The 14,880-nt window shown below is 65.7% G+C and carries 15 protein-coding genes and 1 pseudogene; 8 read left to right on the top strand and 8 right to left on the bottom strand.

Features of this window, described 5'->3' with window-relative positions; genetic code table 11:
- Window positions 1-32: 32 nt before the first annotated feature.
- The 3 genes from msrB to msrA all read left to right on the top strand — a co-directional run bounded on the left by msrB (window position 33) and on the right by msrA (window position 3,303).
- Window positions 33-557 carry a peptide-methionine (R)-S-oxide reductase MsrB gene (msrB, locus tag GCT13_RS07415; protein WP_152756472.1) on the top strand — a complete coding sequence of 175 codons (525 nt, stop codon included), beginning with the start codon at window positions 33-35 and terminating at the stop codon, window positions 555-557.
- 73 nt (window positions 558-630) lie between these two features.
- The gene (locus GCT13_RS07410) at window positions 631-2,496 is read left to right on the top strand and encodes a cytochrome c biogenesis protein DipZ (protein WP_152756470.1); all 1,866 of its coding nucleotides are present in this window, start codon (window positions 631-633) and stop codon (window positions 2,494-2,496) included.
- A gap of 57 nt (window positions 2,497-2,553) precedes the next feature.
- Window positions 2,554-3,303 carry a peptide-methionine (S)-S-oxide reductase MsrA gene (gene msrA / locus GCT13_RS07405; protein WP_152756468.1) on the top strand — a complete coding sequence of 250 codons (750 nt, stop codon included), beginning with the start codon at window positions 2,554-2,556 and terminating at the stop codon, window positions 3,301-3,303.
- Between the two features lie 4 nt (window positions 3,304-3,307).
- Here msrA and GCT13_RS07400 read toward each other — a convergent pair whose 3' ends face one another.
- The 3 genes from GCT13_RS07400 to GCT13_RS07390 all read right to left on the bottom strand — a co-directional run bounded on the left by GCT13_RS07400 (window position 3,308) and on the right by GCT13_RS07390 (window position 6,036).
- Window positions 3,308-4,177, bottom strand: a complete 870-nt coding sequence (locus GCT13_RS07400) for an aldo/keto reductase (protein WP_227746752.1) — start codon at window positions 4,175-4,177, stop codon at window positions 3,308-3,310.
- Between the two features lie 121 nt (window positions 4,178-4,298).
- On the bottom strand, window positions 4,299-4,700 hold the full coding sequence (locus GCT13_RS07395; RefSeq protein WP_152756466.1) for a RidA family protein: 402 nt from the start codon (window positions 4,698-4,700) through the stop codon (window positions 4,299-4,301).
- 208 nt (window positions 4,701-4,908) lie between these two features.
- Complete coding sequence (locus GCT13_RS07390) at window positions 4,909-6,036, bottom strand: MBL fold metallo-hydrolase (RefSeq protein ID WP_152756464.1); 1,128 nt, start codon at window positions 6,034-6,036, stop codon at window positions 4,909-4,911.
- A gap of 83 nt (window positions 6,037-6,119) precedes the next feature.
- On the opposite strand from GCT13_RS07390, the gene GCT13_RS07385 reads away from it, so the two are divergent.
- A complete protein-coding gene (locus GCT13_RS07385) occupies window positions 6,120-6,761 on the top strand; it encodes a TetR/AcrR family transcriptional regulator (protein ID WP_152756462.1) in 642 nt (213 codons plus the stop codon).
- 28 nt (window positions 6,762-6,789) lie between these two features.
- Here the strand turns inward: GCT13_RS07385 and GCT13_RS49095 are convergent.
- Window positions 6,790-6,897, bottom strand: a pseudogene (locus GCT13_RS49095) (glycosyltransferase); the annotation flags it as partial.
- A 40-nt stretch (window positions 6,898-6,937) separates the two neighbouring features.
- Window positions 6,938-8,080, bottom strand: a complete 1,143-nt coding sequence (locus GCT13_RS07375; protein ID WP_152756696.1) for an acyl-CoA dehydrogenase — start codon at window positions 8,078-8,080, stop codon at window positions 6,938-6,940.
- A gap of 272 nt (window positions 8,081-8,352) precedes the next feature.
- Here GCT13_RS07375 and GCT13_RS07370 point away from each other — a divergent pair, with 272 nt between their 5' ends.
- Window positions 8,353-9,939 carry an FAD-dependent oxidoreductase gene (locus tag GCT13_RS07370; protein ID WP_152756460.1) on the top strand — a complete coding sequence of 529 codons (1,587 nt, stop codon included), beginning with the start codon at window positions 8,353-8,355 and terminating at the stop codon, window positions 9,937-9,939.
- Window positions 9,940-10,031: 92 nt separating this feature from the next.
- Here GCT13_RS07370 and GCT13_RS07365 read toward each other — a convergent pair whose 3' ends face one another.
- A complete protein-coding gene (locus GCT13_RS07365; RefSeq protein ID WP_152756458.1) occupies window positions 10,032-10,259 on the bottom strand; it encodes a hypothetical protein in 228 nt (75 codons plus the stop codon).
- A gap of 84 nt (window positions 10,260-10,343) precedes the next feature.
- Here GCT13_RS07365 and GCT13_RS48195 point away from each other — a divergent pair, with 84 nt between their 5' ends.
- From GCT13_RS48195 to GCT13_RS07355, 3 genes are all read left to right on the top strand, one after another.
- On the top strand, window positions 10,344-10,616 hold the full coding sequence (locus GCT13_RS48195) for a hypothetical protein (protein ID WP_193727596.1): 273 nt from the start codon (window positions 10,344-10,346) through the stop codon (window positions 10,614-10,616).
- Window positions 10,617-10,679: 63 nt separating this feature from the next.
- Window positions 10,680-12,875 (top strand): VTT domain-containing protein, encoded by a 2,196-nt coding sequence (locus tag GCT13_RS07360; RefSeq protein ID WP_152756455.1) that lies wholly within the window; start codon window positions 10,680-10,682, stop codon window positions 12,873-12,875.
- Window positions 12,872-13,645, top strand: coding sequence for an endonuclease/exonuclease/phosphatase family protein (locus GCT13_RS07355; protein WP_152756453.1), 774 nt, complete (start codon window positions 12,872-12,874; stop codon window positions 13,643-13,645). The genes GCT13_RS07360 and GCT13_RS07355 overlap by 4 nt, the downstream gene beginning before the upstream one ends.
- Before the next feature lie 51 nt (window positions 13,646-13,696).
- On the opposite strand, the gene GCT13_RS07350 is transcribed toward GCT13_RS07355, so the two are convergent.
- The gene (locus GCT13_RS07350) at window positions 13,697-14,221 is read right to left on the bottom strand and encodes a hypothetical protein (RefSeq protein ID WP_152756451.1); all 525 of its coding nucleotides are present in this window, start codon (window positions 14,219-14,221) and stop codon (window positions 13,697-13,699) included.
- A gap of 123 nt (window positions 14,222-14,344) precedes the next feature.
- Window positions 14,345-14,737 (bottom strand): chemotaxis protein, encoded by a 393-nt coding sequence (locus tag GCT13_RS07345; protein ID WP_227746745.1) that lies wholly within the window; start codon window positions 14,735-14,737, stop codon window positions 14,345-14,347.
- Window positions 14,738-14,880: the final 143 nt, after the last annotated feature.

The raw sequence follows: 14,880 nt of genomic DNA, 5'->3' as shown, positions 1-14,880 counted from the left end.
CACGTCAATCGAGTTGCACGAAGGAGCACACGATGAAAAGCCGCAGGCAGTTCCTGTTATCGGGCGGCAGCGCGCTCGCCGCGCTGGCCGCGCTCACGCAGTGGCGCGCATTCGCAGCGGACACGGCACGCGTCGGCGACGCGGCAAACGGCGCGTCCGGGCGCTTCGAAGTCACGCATACCGACACGCAATGGCGGCAGATGCTCACGCCGGCCCAGTATCACGTGCTGCGCGAGGAAGGCACCGAGCGCCCGTTCAGCAGCCCGTTGAACGACGAGCATCGCAGCGGCGTATTCGCGTGCGCCGGCTGCAAGCTCGATCTCTTTTCGTCGCGCACGAAGTTCGACAGCCACACGGGCTGGCCGAGCTTCTGGGCACCGCTCGATCACGCCGTCGCGACACGGGAGGACGGTTCGTTCGGCATGGTGCGCACGGAAGTGCACTGCCGCCGCTGCGGCGGGCATCTGGGGCATGTGTTCGACGACGGTCCCAAGCCCACGGGGCTGCGCTACTGCATGAACGGCCTCGCGATGACCTTCACGCCGCAAGCCGCCTGACGCCCTTTTTCGACGCCCTGTTCGACGCGCTTATTCGACGCCCTCATTTCGCACGCTCCATCGGCCAATCATCATGCTACTCATCGTTCTTGCTTACCTCGGCGGCGCGCTCACGATCCTGAGTCCGTGCATCCTGCCCGTGCTGCCCTTCGTGTTCGCGCGCGCCGACCAGCCGTTCGCGCGCAGCGGCCTGCCGTTGCTCGGCGGCATGGCGCTCACGTTTGCGCTCGTCGCAACGCTCGCGGCGATCGGCGGCGGCTGGGTCACGCAAGCGAACCAGTACGGCCGCTGGGCCGCAATCGTGCTGCTCGGCGTGTTCGGCTTGACGCTGCTGATGCCGCGTCTCGCCGACCGTCTGATGCACCCGCTCGTCAGCGCGGGCAACCGGCTCTCCGCACTCGCCCAGGCCGATGGGCAAAAGCAGCGCATCGGTTCGTCGTTTCTGCTCGGCATCGCGACGGGTCTGCTGTGGGCGCCGTGCGCCGGTCCCATCCTCGGTCTCGTGCTGACGGGCGCAGCGTTGCGCGGCGCGAGCGTCGGCACCACGCTGCTGCTGCTCGCGTATGCGGCAGGCGCGGCCACGTCGCTCGCCATCGCATTGCTGATCGGCGGACGCGTCTTCACGGCGATGAAACGTTCGCTCGGCGCGGGCGAATGGGTGCGGCGCGGCATCGGCGCAGCGATGCTGGCGGGCGTCGCCGCGATCGCGCTCGGCTTCGATACAGGCGTGCTCGCCCGCGTGTCGACGGTGGCGACGGGCGGGCTCGAACAGCGCCTCGTCGACACGCTCTCGCCTCCGAAAGGCACCGGCGACGCGATGAAATCCGCGAATGCCACGAGCGGCACGAACGCCACGAGTGGGACGAACGCGCGGCAACCCGCCGACGCTTCGAACGCAAAGCCGGGCGAATCCAACGAAGCCGCGACGGGCGCGCTGATGCGCGCGTCCATGCCGGCGGCGCCGCTGCCCGTCGAAGGCACGCTGCCGCCGCTGACGGGCGCCGTGCAATGGCTGAACTCGCCGCCGCTCACAACTGAACAGTTGCGCGGCAAGGTCGTGCTGATCGACTTCTGGACGTATTCATGCATCAACTGCCTGCGCACGCTGCCGTATGTGAAGGCGTGGTCGCAGAAGTACCGCGATATGGGGCTCGTCGTGATCGGCGTGCACGCGCCGGAGTTCGCGTTCGAGCGCAATATCGACAACGTGAAGAAGGCGTCGCACGATCTCGGCGTCGATTACCCGATCGCCATCGACAACAACTATGCGATCTGGCGCGCGTTCGGCAACCAGTACTGGCCGGCGCACTATTTCGTCGATGCGCAGGGGCGCATTCGCCATCATCATTTCGGCGAAGGCGAATACGACCAGTCGGAGAAGGTGATCCAGCAATTGCTCGCGGAAGCGGGCCATCCGCAAGCGCTGAAAATGACGACGGGGCTCTCGCAGCGTGCCAATGGCGTCGAGGCGGCCGCCGACGGCAACGACATGCAGTCGCCGGAAACGTACATCGGCTATGAACGCGCCGAGAACTTCGCGTCGCCGGGCGGCGCGGCCGCAAACCGCGCGCATGCGTACGCCGCGCCGTCGAACCTCGGCGTGAACGACTGGGGGCTCGCGGGCACATGGAAAGTGGGCGCCGAGCACGCGACGCTCGCCGCGCCCAACGGACGCATCGTCTATCGCTTTCATGCGCGTGACCTGCATCTGGTGCTCGGCCCGACTGCGGACGGCAAGCCGGTGCGCTTTCGCGTGACGATCGACGGCGCCGCTCCCGGCGACGCGCGCGGCACCGACGTGAAGGCCGACGGCACGGGCGTCGTCACCGAACAGCGGCTGTATCAGCTCGTGCGTCAACCGGGCGACGTGGCCGACCATACGTTCGCGATCGAGTTTCTCGATCCGGGAGTCGAAGCCTATGCGTTCACGTTCGGCTGATCACACGGCGTATCGATGGACAAATCGTCTGCAACGCGTATTCGAGGACCTCTCACTATGAACATGACATTCATCACCCGTGCATTCGGTTGGACCCGTACATCGACGGGCCGAGTGATCGCGCTGATCGCACTCGGCGCGAGCGCGGTCGCCTGGCAGCACGTCGCATCGGCGGAACAGGCAGTCAGGATTCCGCCGCCCGCGCAGGACGAAAAAGCCGCAAGCACGCACACGGAGACAGCCGTGTTCGCGGGCGGCTGCTTCTGGGGCGTTCAGGGCGTGTACGAGCACGTGAAAGGCGTGAAGCAGGTCGCGTCGGGCTATTCGGGCGGCGCGGCGGGCACCGCGCAGTACGAGACCGTCAGCGGCGGCGACACGGGGCACGCGGAATCGGTGAGCATCACGTACGACCCGACGCAGATCAGCTATGGCCGCCTGCTGCAGATCTTCTTTTCGGTCGTCCACAATCCGACCGAGCTGAACTACCAGGGCCCCGATCACGGCACGCAGTACCGGTCGGCCGTGTTTCCGCAGAACGCGCAGCAGCGCACGATCGCGCAGGCCTACATCGCGCAGCTGAACAGCGCAAAGGTGTTCTCCGCGCCGATCGTCACGCGAGTCGAGGAATTCAAGGGCTTCTATCCCGCCGAGGCGTATCACCAGAATTTCCTCGTACGGCATCCGGACTATCCGTACATCGCGATCAACGATCTGCCGAAGATCGACCAGTTGAAGCAGATGTTCCCGGATGTGTATCGAAGCGAGCCCGTGTTGTTGAAGGCGTCTGCGTCCTCGTCTGCGTCGTGAGACGTCAGGCGCCGACGGCTTCGACGATCCGCTTGCACATCGTCTTGTCCGGATACGGTCTGACGCCCGCGTGAACGTTGTCGGTCATGTATTCGGGCCGGCCCGTGCCCGGAATCACGACGGTCACGGCCGGCTGCGCGAGCACGAATTTCAGCAGGATCTGCGCCCATGTCGTGCAGCCGATATCGGCGGCCCACGCGGGCACCCGCTGCTTCATCACGCGCGACAGCAGCCCGCCCCCGCCGAACGGCTGATTGATCACGACGCCGATGCCCAGATCGTGCGCGAGCGGCAGGATGCGCGCTTCGGCGTCGCGGTCGTCGGCGGCGTAGTTGATCTGCACGAAGTCGGGCTTCTCGCTGCGCATCACGCTCGCGACTTCGTCGAAAGCGCTCGACGTGTAGTGCGTGATGCCGATGTAACGGATACGCCCGCGCGTTTTCCAGTCGCGCAGCGTCGCGATCTGCGTGCGCCAGTCGACGAGGTTGTGCACCTGCATCAGATCGATGCGCGGCTGCTGCAGACGGCGTATCGACTCCTCCATTTGCGCGACGCCCGCGTCGCGGCCCTGCGTCCACACCTTCGTCGCGACGAAGGCCTTGCGATGCGCGTCGAGCCGCGTGAGCAGCGTGCCCGCGACGGCTTCCGACGAGCCGTACATCGGCGACGAATCGATGACCGAGCCACCCGCCGCGAACAGCACGTTCAGCACTTGCGCGAGCCGCGCCTGGCCGTTCGCGTCGTCGCCGACATCGAACGTGCGCCACGTGCCGCAGCCGACGACGGGCAACGCTTCACCCGTCGACGGAATCGCGCGGCGCTCGATGCGCGGCAACGGCGCTTGCTGCGCGTGTGCAGATGACGGCATGGACATGGCGAGCGGCAGCGTCAGCGCGCGCAGCAGGAAATCGCGCCGCGGACGGTTCGACGGAGTGGGACATCGGCTGTCTCGGCTCGAAGGCTTGACCGAAGCACGGGGTCGCTTCACCCCGGCATCAACCCGGACGGCGCGCGATGAAATCGATTTCGACGAGCGCATCGCGCGCGAGTCCCGTCACGCCGATACAGGTCCGCGCAGGCAGGCGGCCGGGCGGAAAATGCGCGGCGTAGACGGCGTTCATCGTCGCGTAGTCGCGCTTGAACTCAGTCAGGAAGATACGCGCCGATACGACGTGCTCAAGCTCCAGGCCGATGCCCTTGAGCACCAGCACGAGGTTGTCCATCACGCGCTTGGTCTGCGCGGCGACGCCTTCGGGCAAGGGCGCCGCATCGTCGTCGGGTGACGTGGGCATCTGGCCCGTGACAAATACCCAGCCGCCCGATTCCGTCGCGTGTGAAAACGGGCCGACGGGCGTCGGCGCGCCTTCGACCATCCAGAACCGCGTGGTTTCACTCATCTGATGACACTCCGTTGACGTGGAAGGCTTGCGCGGCCATCGCAATGGCGCGCTCGAAGAGGCTGACGCATACCTTAGCGCGCTTCGCTGGATGCTGCATGAGCCTGTGTGCAAACGGACCAGATGTTCGCCGGACAAAAAAGAAGAGGCGCCTCTCTTTGCAGAAAAGGCGCCTCGGTTTACGGCCGTTGCATCTCGCGGCCAACCGTCATGTATTGCTCTGCCCGGCGGGCCTGCACGCCACGCGGCGGCGCGACGGCTCGCGCATATCGGCCGTTTCGACAACTTCGCGCCACCACCTCTCGCCCCGATGCGGCGACGCCAGATGAAGCCGTTCGCCCATGCGCGGCGTCGCGAGCGCAATGCCGCGCGCAGCCGCGAGTCCGACGACGCGCTCGAACGGCTCCTGCCAGCGATGCATCGCCAGATCGAACGTGCCGTTGTGAATCGGGACGAGCCAGCGGCCGCGCAGATCGATATGCGCCTGCACGGTATCGTCGGGCTGCATGTGGACGTACGGCCATTGCGCGTCGTATGCGCCCGTTTCGAGCAAGGTCACGTCGAACGGGCCGAGCCGCTCGCCGATCGTCTTGAAGCCGTCGAAGTAGCCGGTGTCGCCGCTGAAGAACACGCGCAGGTCGCCGTCGACGATCACCCACGACGCCCACAGCGTGCTGTTGCCGTCGAACAGGCTGCGCCCCGAGAAATGCTGCGCGGGTGTCGCCGTGAAATGCACGCCGTCGATCTCGACGCCTTGCCACCAGTCGAACTGGCGCACCTTCGACGCATCGATGCCCCATTCGATCAACCGGTCGCCGACGCCGAGCGGCGTCACGAACACGCCCGTCGTTTCGGCGAGCGCGAGCACCGTCTCGCGATCCAGATGGTCGTAGTGATCGTGCGAAAGGATCACGCCGCGCAACGGCGGCAACGCGTCGCGCGCGATGGGCGGCGCATGAAAGCGCTTCGGTCCCATCCGCCTGAACGGCGACGCGCGCTCCGCGAAGACGGGGTCGGTCAGCCAGAACTGGCCGCGCAACTTGAGCAGCAGCGTCGAATGGCCGAGCCGGAACAGGCTCCTGTCGGGCGCGGCGTCGAGGTCCGCGCGCGTCAGCGGATCGACGGGCAGCGGGCCCGAAGGCATCGTGCCGTCGGGCTTGTTGAGCAGCACGTTCCACATGATGCGCAGCGTCTTGCGCAGCCCTTGCGCGGGCCGCGGCTTCACGTTGCGAAAGCGTTGCCCGTCGTGCTGCGGCGACATGCTGGACAGCGCGCGCCCGCGCTCTGCCGCCGCGAAACCCAGAATCTGACTGAGGTTGCCGATGATCGAGTTCATTCGAAGCGTCATGGAGTCAAAGGTAGACTGCACAGTGTAGTTTATTATCTCAAAAAGTAAACCCATCGGTGTAAAATCGAACGATGGACGACAGCGCCACCCCACAACGTCTGACCGATCGCAAGCGCGCGGCCGTGATCGAAGCGGCCATCGACGAATTTCGCGCATCCGGTTTCGAGGCCACCAGCATGGACCGCATTGCGGCGCGCGCGAGCGTGTCGAAGCGCACGGTCTATAACCATTTCCCCAGCAAGGAAGCGCTCTTCGCGGCGATTCTTCAGCAGCTATGGGACGCGAGCGCGGCGGGCGAATCGCCCGGCTATCGCGCGGACGCGCCGCTGCGTCCGCAACTGCTCGAATTGCTTGCGCAGAAGATTCGGCTGCTGAGCGACGAGGCGTTCATGTCGCTTGCGCGCGTCGCGATCGCGGCGGGCATTCATTCGCCGGAGCGCGCGCGGGACATGGTCGCGCGCATCGGCGAGCGCGAAGAAGGACTGACCGTCTGGATACGCGCAGCGGCCGCCGATGGCCGCCTCGCGACGCACGATCCCGCGTTTGCCGCGCAGCAGCTTCAAAGCCTCGTGAAGGGCTTCGCGTTCTGGCCTCAGGTGACGATGGGACAGCCTCCGCTGACGGCCGCCGAGCAGAAGGCGATTGCGGAAACCTCGGCCGATATGTTTCTCGCGCGCTATGCGACGGCTGCGACGGCCGATTCCCCTCGATAACGCCTGAGCCGGGCAACGCAACGCGCGTTCACGGCGCAGCAAGCGCAGTCAGCGTATCGCGGAACCCGCCCCTCACTCGCGACGCGATCCTCGCGCTCGTCACCACGCGCGGCGCCGCGCTCCACGCGATGCGCGCCCGTCGCGACGAGCAGCCCTCACACCTCATTCACGCTTCATTAGTGAGTGAGCTTCCAGTGCTCGCCCGCGTCGTCATCGCCGAGCAGCATCTTCCCCAACGCGCATTCGTCACGTTCCGCGTGGCTCTGCCGCAGGAAAACGGGCAGATCGGCGATCGCGTGCGCGAACCATCCGTTCGTGCAGAACGGCACCGCACCGAGCGCGCGCGACACGTGCTCCATCACCTGCGCGACCGCCTGCTCGACGGCGACACGCACGCGCAACGCGCACTGCTGCGCGTCGTCGCGCGGATGTTCGTCGATCCAGGCAGCCGACTCGCGCAACAGCGCGGCGACGGCGGACAGTTCGGCATCGGCGGCGCCGAGATGCGCGCACGCATGCGGATCGGCGTGGCGCCTGACGCTGTCGCGCAGCACCGATGCAAGCGCTGCTGCGCAGCCATACCAGCACGCGGCGATGCCCGCGCCGCCGTGCCAGAAACCGGAACGCACGAGATACGCGCCCACGTTCCCGACCTTGACGGCGCGCGCGCCGTCGAAGCGCACCGCGCCTGTGCCCGCCGCGCGCATGCCGACGGCTTGCCAGTCGCCGATATTGACGGCGATCGCGGGTTGCGACAGTTCGACGGCGGCCAACACCGGCTCGCCGCTGCGCCATGCCGTCACCAGCGCGTGCGTCACGTGCTGCGCGCCCGGACACCACGGCTTGATGCCTTCGAGCGTCAACGCATCGCCACCTGCATCGCGCGCGATCAGCTTGTGGTTGGACGGCTCGGCGGCCCATACGGCCCAGCTGCCGTCATCGGCGAGATCGGCGCGTTGCAGCTCCGCGAGAATCGCGAGCGCATCGGTGTGTCCCTCATAGAGCTTCACGAGTGACAGGTCGCACGCCGCGACGGCCGCGAGGCCGCGCCAGCGCGTCGCGGTTTCGCCACGTCCCGGAAGCGGCAGCCAGTCCATGCCGCGGGCGCGCAGCGCATCGAGCGTCGCGGCCCGGCTCGCGGAATTCTCATCGGCATAACGCACGGTCGCGAGATAGCGTTCCAGTGCGGGCACGAGCGCGTAGCGCATCGGTGGCTCGGACTCGGCATCCGGTTCGTCGTCGTTCAGGCGCAGTTCGCTGTTGATGTACCACGCAGCGGGCGCGGCGCGCCGCAACGGATCGTGGCCGATGTCGTTCATCTGTTCCTCCATGGCAAAACCTGGCGGCGGCATCGCGGTGGTGTTGGCGCTCACCTGACAGAAGCCGGCGCGTGCGAACGTCCATGCAAGCGATGTGCCCATATGGCGCTCGCGTGATGCTCGCGATGACATCCACGCGATCGCATCACGTCGTGCTGCGCTTGCACATGCATGCGCGCTGCGCATTCGAATCTTGTACGGCATGGCGCTTGCGTAAAGCAAGTGGATCGACGCATCGCACCGCTGCGCCGCGGATTCGAACGAGGAAAACGATGACTCATACCAGCGACATGCAGAAGGTGGCGCGGCTCTCCGATCTCGCTAACGGCATGAAGCGAGTCGATGCAAATGGCACCCCGATTCTGCTGATCCGTTCAGGCAAAGCCGTCCATGCATACGGCGCGGAATGTCCGCACGCGGGCGCGCCGCTCGAAGAGGGCGCGCTGTGCGATGGCCGGCTGGTGTGTCCGTGGCACAAGGCGACCTTCGACATCGCGAGCGGCGCGATCATCGAGCCGCCTGCGCTGCTGCCGCTGACGCGCTATCCCGTGCATCTCGCACACGACGACGTGCTCGTGAGCAGCACGCCGGAGCCTCAGTCCAATGAGCACGCGGCCACTGCCTCTGCATCCGTGTCTGCCGACAAACGCACATTCGCGATCGTCGGCGCGGGCGCGGCGGGCGCCGCTGCGTGTGCCGCGCTGCGCGAATTCGGCTTCGAGGGACGCATCGTGCTGATCGACCGCGAGCCGCGCACGCCCTATGACCGCACGGTGCTGAGCAAATTCGTGCCGTCCGGCGAGATGCCGCCCGACGACATTCCGTCCCTCCTGCCCAACGATTTCTTCGCGACGCATTCGATCGACGTCATTCAGGCCGGCGTCACGGCACTCGATGCAAGCGCGCGGCGCATCGATATCGGCAGCGCGCCGTCGATTCGCTACGACGCGGCACTCGTCGCAACGGGCGGCGTGCCGAAGCGTCCGTCGTTGCAAGGCATCGATAACGAAGGCGTAGCGCAGCGCATCCGTCTGCTGCGCAATCGCGACGATGCGCGAAGGCTCGTCGAAACGGCTGCGCAAAGCGAGCATGCCGTCGTATTGGGCGCGAGCTTCATCGGACTCGAAGTGGCGTCGGCGCTGCGCGAACGCAAGCTGCGCGTGACGATCGTTTCACCCGGAGACGTGCCCTTCGAGAAACAGTTCGGTCCCAATCTCGGCAGGCTTTTCATGCGGCTGCACGACGCGCATGGCGTGCGCTTCCGGATGGGACGCCGCGCGCAGGCCGTCGAGCGTAGCGACGCCGACGACGGAGTCTTGCGCGTGACGCTCGATAACCACGACACCCTGTCGTGCGATTTCATCGTCGTCGGCATGGGCGTCACGCCCGCGACGGGTTTCATCGAAGGCGTGACGCGCAACGACGATGGAAGCCTCAATGCCGATGCGTCGATGCGCGTGGCGGACGGTCTCTACGCGGCAGGCGACGTCGCGCGCTTCGAATTGCAGGCGCTCGGCGGCGAACGCGTGCGAATCGAACACTGGCGCGTCGCGCAACAGCATGCCCGCCTCGCCGCGCGCGCAATGCTGGATCTGCCCCCAGGCGAACCGCTCGTGCCGTTCTTCTGGACCTATCACTTCGGCAAGAACTTCAACTATCTCGGCCATGCACGGCATTGGGACGAGACAATCTTCACGGGAACGCCCGATACGCTCGAATTCATAGCGTTGCTCGCCGAAAAAGGAAGACTGGTCGCCGCATTGGGCTGCAATCGCGACCGGCAGATCGGCGCGCTGGGCGAAGCGATGCGCAAGCCGTTGGACATCGCGGACGCGATCAGGCTTGCAGAGTCGGAGTGAGGGCCGCGTGAGATTCACGCGCCCGCATTGCGCCGCGCATCATGATGCGAAGCGCAGTGCGATAGATGAAGGTGAAGCGATGTAGTGAAGCGCTACTCGTCGCGCCTGTTCGTCGACGCTCTGCGATGCGAAGGACGTCCGCCGCCGCCCGGCGGTTCCGGGCGATCGCCCGTGCCGAGCGGCACCTCGGCCGTCTGCCTCGGATGAGGATTCGAACGCTGCGGCGTCGTGGACTTCATCGTTTCCGTCGGCTCGCCGGGCTCGGTCGTCGTACCTGTCTTCGACTGATCGTCCCGTTTCGGCTTTTGAGCGTGGTCCATGTGGGTACTCCTTCTGCTGCTGGCGCTGCTTCTGGAAGATCTACATGCTCGGCTGAAAGCATTGCATGCGGCGCGGTGCTGCCCATGGCGCCGCTGTTCGCACGCTATGGCGTCACGGTTGACGCTGCCCGCCCTGATGTGGAGGTGGCTTCTGATTTTGCTGTTGCTGACCGCCATCGCGATTCGGTTGACGGGGATTCGCGGGTTGGTTCTGTGTCGACTTCTGATTCACTTGCGACCTCCTTTTGCTGGTTGCTGCTACGTGCATTGTGTATTGCGGCAAGCGGTGTTCCCGGCATATGCGTCGTCGTGTACGCCGTCGCAGTGCAGCGTGACGGAGGAATGGGATTTGCTTGACCCGATGACGGTTCATGACCCGCAATACGAAGCGAGGGTTTCAACAGAACGCACAGCGCACCGATGAATCAAGCCCTCAACGTCACACCACGACTGTCCTCTCGACACGGCGCACACTCGCTGCTCCGCCCCACGCGCAACTGCCAGCAGCGGGAAAATGCCGGCCACTTCCGCATCCTGATCGACGCCGCCGAATACTTCTCGACGCTGCGTGCCGCGATGATGCGCGCGACTCACTCGATCTACATCGTCGGATGGGATATCGACAGCCGCCTGAAGCTCGTCCCCGGCGAGCGGCAGGACGACCTGCCCGCAGGGCTCGCGGACTTCCTCTGCGCACTTGCGGAAAAGAACCGCCACTTGCGCATTCATATCCTCGCGTGGGACTTTGCGATGCTCTACGCGTTCGAACGCGAATGGCTCCCCGTGTACAAGATGGGCTGGCGCACGCATCGGCGCATCCGCTTTCGCCAGGACGGACGCCATCCGCTTGGCGCGTCACATCACCAGAAGATCGTCGTCATCGATGACGCGCTCGCGTTCGCGGGCGGCATCGACCTCACGCGTTCGCGCTGGGACACGCCCGCGCACGACCCCGACGCGCCGCTGCGCCGCAACGCCGACGATGCGCCCTATCAGCCGATGCACGACGTGCAGGCGATGTTCGACGGCAATGCCGCGCGCGCCCTCGGCGTGCTCGTGCGCGAGCGGTGGCAGCGCGCGACGGGCAAGCCGCTCGACCTCTCGCACGCACCGACGCTCGAAGCGCATGAAGCACACGATGCGAACGATGCGAACGATCGCGCGGCCATCTGGCCCGCCGATGTCGTCCCCGATATCGAAAACGTCGAGCTCGGCATCTCGCTGACCGAGCCCGCGTACGAAGGAAGGCCCGTCGTCGCGCAGATCCAGCAGCTCTATCTCGATGCGATCGACGCCGCGAAGCACAGCATCTACATCGAGAACCAGTACTTCACCGCGAGCCGTGTCGGCGCGAGCCTCGCCGCGCGTCTTGCCGATAGCGACGGCCCCGATATCGCCGTGGTCGGGCCCGAGCGGCAAAGCGGCTGGCTTCAGGATGCGACGATGGGTGTGCTGCGCGCGAAGCTGCACGAATCGCTGAAGCGCGCCGACGGCCACGGACGTTACGCGATGTACGCGCCGACCATCGGCAGCATCGGCGGACAGATCATCAACGTGCACAGCAAGCTGATGATCGCCGACGACGAGTTGCTGATCGTCGGCAGCGCGAACCTGAACAACCGCTCGATGGTGCTCGACACCGAATGCAACATCGCACTCGATGCGCGTGGAGAGCCGCGCGTGCAAGCGGCCATCGCGTCGGTGCGCGACCGCCTGCTTGCCGAGCATCTCGACGTGTCGCCCGACGACGTGCAACGCGCGCTCGACAGGCAGCGACTCAACGAGGCCATCGCCGCGCTGCGCCACGGCAAGCGCACGCTGATGCCGCTCGATCCCGTCGTGTCCGGCGATCTCGAAGATCTGGCAGCCCGCGTGTCGGTGCTCGATGCCGAAGCGCCCGTCGCTCCGCATGAACTCGTGCAGCACTTTCTGCCCGAAGAGCGCAGCCGTCCACTGACGGGCAAGCTGCTCGCGTTCGGCGCACTGGCGTTGATCGTCGTCGTGCTCGCCGCGCTGTGGCGCTTCACGCCGCTTCGCGACGCGATCAGTTTTTCCGCGCTCGTGCACGGCGCGCAGCAATTGCATGCGTCGCGTCTCGGGCCGCTCGCGATCGTTGCGGTGTATGCGATCGCCGCGAGTGTTTCGGTGCCCGTCACGCTGCTGATCGCCGTGAGCGGCTTCGTGTTCGGCGCGCTCGCGGGCAGCGCCTACGCGTTCACGGGCACGATGATCTCGGCGTTCATCACGTATTACGCGGGCGCGTCGCTCGGTCACGACGCGGTGCGACGGCTCGCAGGCAGCCGCCTCAACCGCATCAGCGAAAAGCTCGGCAAAAGAGGGCTGATCGCGGTGATCGTGCTGCGCGTCGTTCCCATCGCGCCGTTCACCGTGATCAATCTCGCGGCGGGCGCGTCGCATATCGGGCTGCGCGATTTTCTCGCTGGCACGGCGCTCGGCATGGCGCCCGGCATCGTGCTCGCGACGACCTTCGCGCATCAACTGGTCGCCGCCGTCCGGCATCCGACCGCGGCCGGGCTCGGCCTCGTCGCGTTGATCGGCGCGGCGCTGATCGGGCTGTCGATTGCTTTGCAACGTCTCTTCGCGCGCCGCACATGAACGACACGCAACTGACCCCACACGCCGAAGTGCCCGACGCAGCGCCCCATGTCGACGCGCAGGCGCTGCGTCTTGCCACGTACAACATCCACGGCGCGATCGGCACGGACGGCGTGCGTTCGGCCGAGCGGATCGCTGCCGTGATCGGCGAACTCGACGCGGACGTCGTTGCATTGCAGGAAGTCCCGCTGGGCGGCAGCTTCGCGCCGAATTCGCTGCCGATCTTGCGCGAAACGACGGGTATGGAGGCCATCGCGGGTCCGACGCTCGATAGGCCCGAGCGCCGCTATGGCAACGCGATGCTGAGCCGCCTCCCCATTCGCGCGACACGCGCGCTCGATCTGTCGTTCGGCAGGCGCGAAGCGCGCGGCGCGCTCGATGTCGATGTCGAAACAGAACGCGCGAGCGGTGCGGCGGGCGCGCTGCGTGTCGTCGCGACGCACCTGGGCCTGTCGGCGCGCGAGCGCCGCGCGCAGATCCGCGCGCTGATCGCCGCGTTCGACACGCCGCGCATGCCTGTGATCCTGATGGGCGACATCAACGAGTGGTTCGTCTGGGGCCAAACGCTGCGCATGCTCGTCATGCATTTTCGCGCCGCGCCCGCGCCGCGCACGTTTCCGTCGCGCTTCCCCGTGTTCGCGCTCGATCGTATCTGGATGCATCCTGCAAGCCGCCTACTCGACGTACATGTGCATCGCAGCATGCTCGCGCGTGTTGCATCGGATCACTTACCACTGGTCGCGCGGATCGCACGAGAGCATCATGTATAGCCAGCCAGCTGAAGGATGCAGGCGCGCTGCCTGCTCCCTCTGCCGGTCCGTTCAACTTTCTTCATGGAGCTGCCAATGGTCAGAAAGAATTACGCCCCGGACGAAAACGCCCCGCGCCAACCTTACGCGGACAAGGATGTGGGCGTCGGTATGGGCCGGATCCTGCTCGAAGACGAAGACGAACTCGAGGACGACCTGGATGATGAAGAAGACGAGGACGAAGGCCGCTGATCGCGCGAGCGGACGAGGAGATGAGCCGCCCGGCATTGCATCGCTAAACGCGTGAACAATCGGGCTCATTGACTCATAACGCGTCGCGCTTGCCCTGAACCACTCTGAACACTCTGAACACTCTGAACACCCTGAACAAGGGCGACGATCGCGGCGAAAGCCCAATGAAAGAACGCAGCGCGCGGCATCAATACCGCGCGCTGCGTTCGTTTCGTCGTGCTGCCCGCGCGGATTGACGAAAAACAGCGACACGTCCTCTTCGACGAAACCGGCTCCAAAGAGCCGTTCTGCCGCGGCTTCGGCTGCAGGAAAAGTGGTGAATCGTGCGGCAACGATGAGCGACATGATGCCTCCCTTCTTCCAGACGTCGTTCGATCAAGGACGGCTGTTGTCTGCCGTCCCGCTACGCATTGAATTGAGCAAGGCATGCGCCCGCGTGCGCTGCCTTGCCCTGCGCATCGTCATGCATCACGTCTTTGGCTCGTCTTGTTCGTCATCGGTCTGCGCGTCTTCGATGGAGCCTTCGGCCAGCACATCCTTGATGCCTTCTTCCGGTTCTTCTTCTCCCGTCGCGCCGATCACTCGATCGACATCGATGTCTTCGTTCTGTTCGAGCGTCGAATCGCCATCGGCGGATGCGCGTTCGCCCGTGCCTGCGCGGTCCGAATCGCTCGACAGTTCGGCTTCGCCTGTTTCGAGCGCGTGATTGTCGAGCTCGTCTTCCCTGTCGAAGTCATGACGCTTCGCGCCCGTCATGTCGCTGCCGCTATCGGAAGAATCGCTCGGACCAAGCGATGCGTTGTCGTGCCCCGTCTGCCGCACCACGGGACGTCCTTCATCGTCGGGATTCAGTGTGCTCATATTGGCCTCCAGAGTGGGGCATGATTCGGGTGCTGCCTCGCTCTGTCGTGCCGCAAAAAGCATTCCGCTGCCTTGATCGGCTCAGTGTCGCAATGAGAATCGAAACGTGCCCCCGCAAAGGAACGTCTATTGCTCGCATCGAC

Origin of the sequence: Paraburkholderia franconis (genome assembly GCF_009362735.1) — a bacterium.
Classification (GTDB): Bacteria; Pseudomonadota; Gammaproteobacteria; order Burkholderiales; family Burkholderiaceae; genus Paraburkholderia; species Paraburkholderia franconis.
Note: the sequence above shows the minus strand (reverse complement) of the source record. Positions and strands in the feature narration are given on the sequence as shown.

Bases quoted from the DNA above. Each gene is read 5' to 3' on its own strand.
- msrB (WP_152756472.1), top strand. From the start codon at position 33: ATGAAAAGCCGCAGGCAGTTCCTGTTATCGGGCGGCAGCGCGCTCGCC.
- GCT13_RS07410 (WP_152756470.1), top strand. From the start codon at position 631: ATGCTACTCATCGTTCTTGCTTACCTCGGCGGCGCGCTCACGATCCTG.
- msrA (WP_152756468.1), top strand. From the start codon at position 2,554: ATGAACATGACATTCATCACCCGTGCATTCGGTTGGACCCGTACATCG.
- GCT13_RS07400 (WP_227746752.1), bottom strand. From the start codon at position 4,177: ATGTCCATGCCGTCATCTGCACACGCGCAGCAAGCGCCGTTGCCGCGC.
- GCT13_RS07395 (WP_152756466.1), bottom strand. From the start codon at position 4,700: ATGAGTGAAACCACGCGGTTCTGGATGGTCGAAGGCGCGCCGACGCCC.
- GCT13_RS07390 (WP_152756464.1), bottom strand. From the start codon at position 6,036: ATGAACTCGATCATCGGCAACCTCAGTCAGATTCTGGGTTTCGCGGCG.
- GCT13_RS07385 (WP_152756462.1), top strand. From the start codon at position 6,120: ATGGACGACAGCGCCACCCCACAACGTCTGACCGATCGCAAGCGCGCG.
- GCT13_RS07375 (WP_152756696.1), bottom strand. From the start codon at position 8,080: ATGAACGACATCGGCCACGATCCGTTGCGGCGCGCCGCGCCCGCTGCG.
- GCT13_RS07370 (WP_152756460.1), top strand. From the start codon at position 8,353: ATGACTCATACCAGCGACATGCAGAAGGTGGCGCGGCTCTCCGATCTC.
- GCT13_RS07365 (WP_152756458.1), bottom strand. From the start codon at position 10,259: ATGGACCACGCTCAAAAGCCGAAACGGGACGATCAGTCGAAGACAGGT.
- GCT13_RS48195 (WP_193727596.1), top strand. From the start codon at position 10,344: ATGGCGCCGCTGTTCGCACGCTATGGCGTCACGGTTGACGCTGCCCGC.
- GCT13_RS07360 (WP_152756455.1), top strand. From the start codon at position 10,680: ATGAATCAAGCCCTCAACGTCACACCACGACTGTCCTCTCGACACGGC.
- GCT13_RS07355 (WP_152756453.1), top strand. From the start codon at position 12,872: ATGAACGACACGCAACTGACCCCACACGCCGAAGTGCCCGACGCAGCG.
- GCT13_RS07350 (WP_152756451.1), bottom strand. From the start codon at position 14,221: ATGTCGCTCATCGTTGCCGCACGATTCACCACTTTTCCTGCAGCCGAA.
- GCT13_RS07345 (WP_227746745.1), bottom strand. From the start codon at position 14,737: ATGAGCACACTGAATCCCGACGATGAAGGACGTCCCGTGGTGCGGCAG.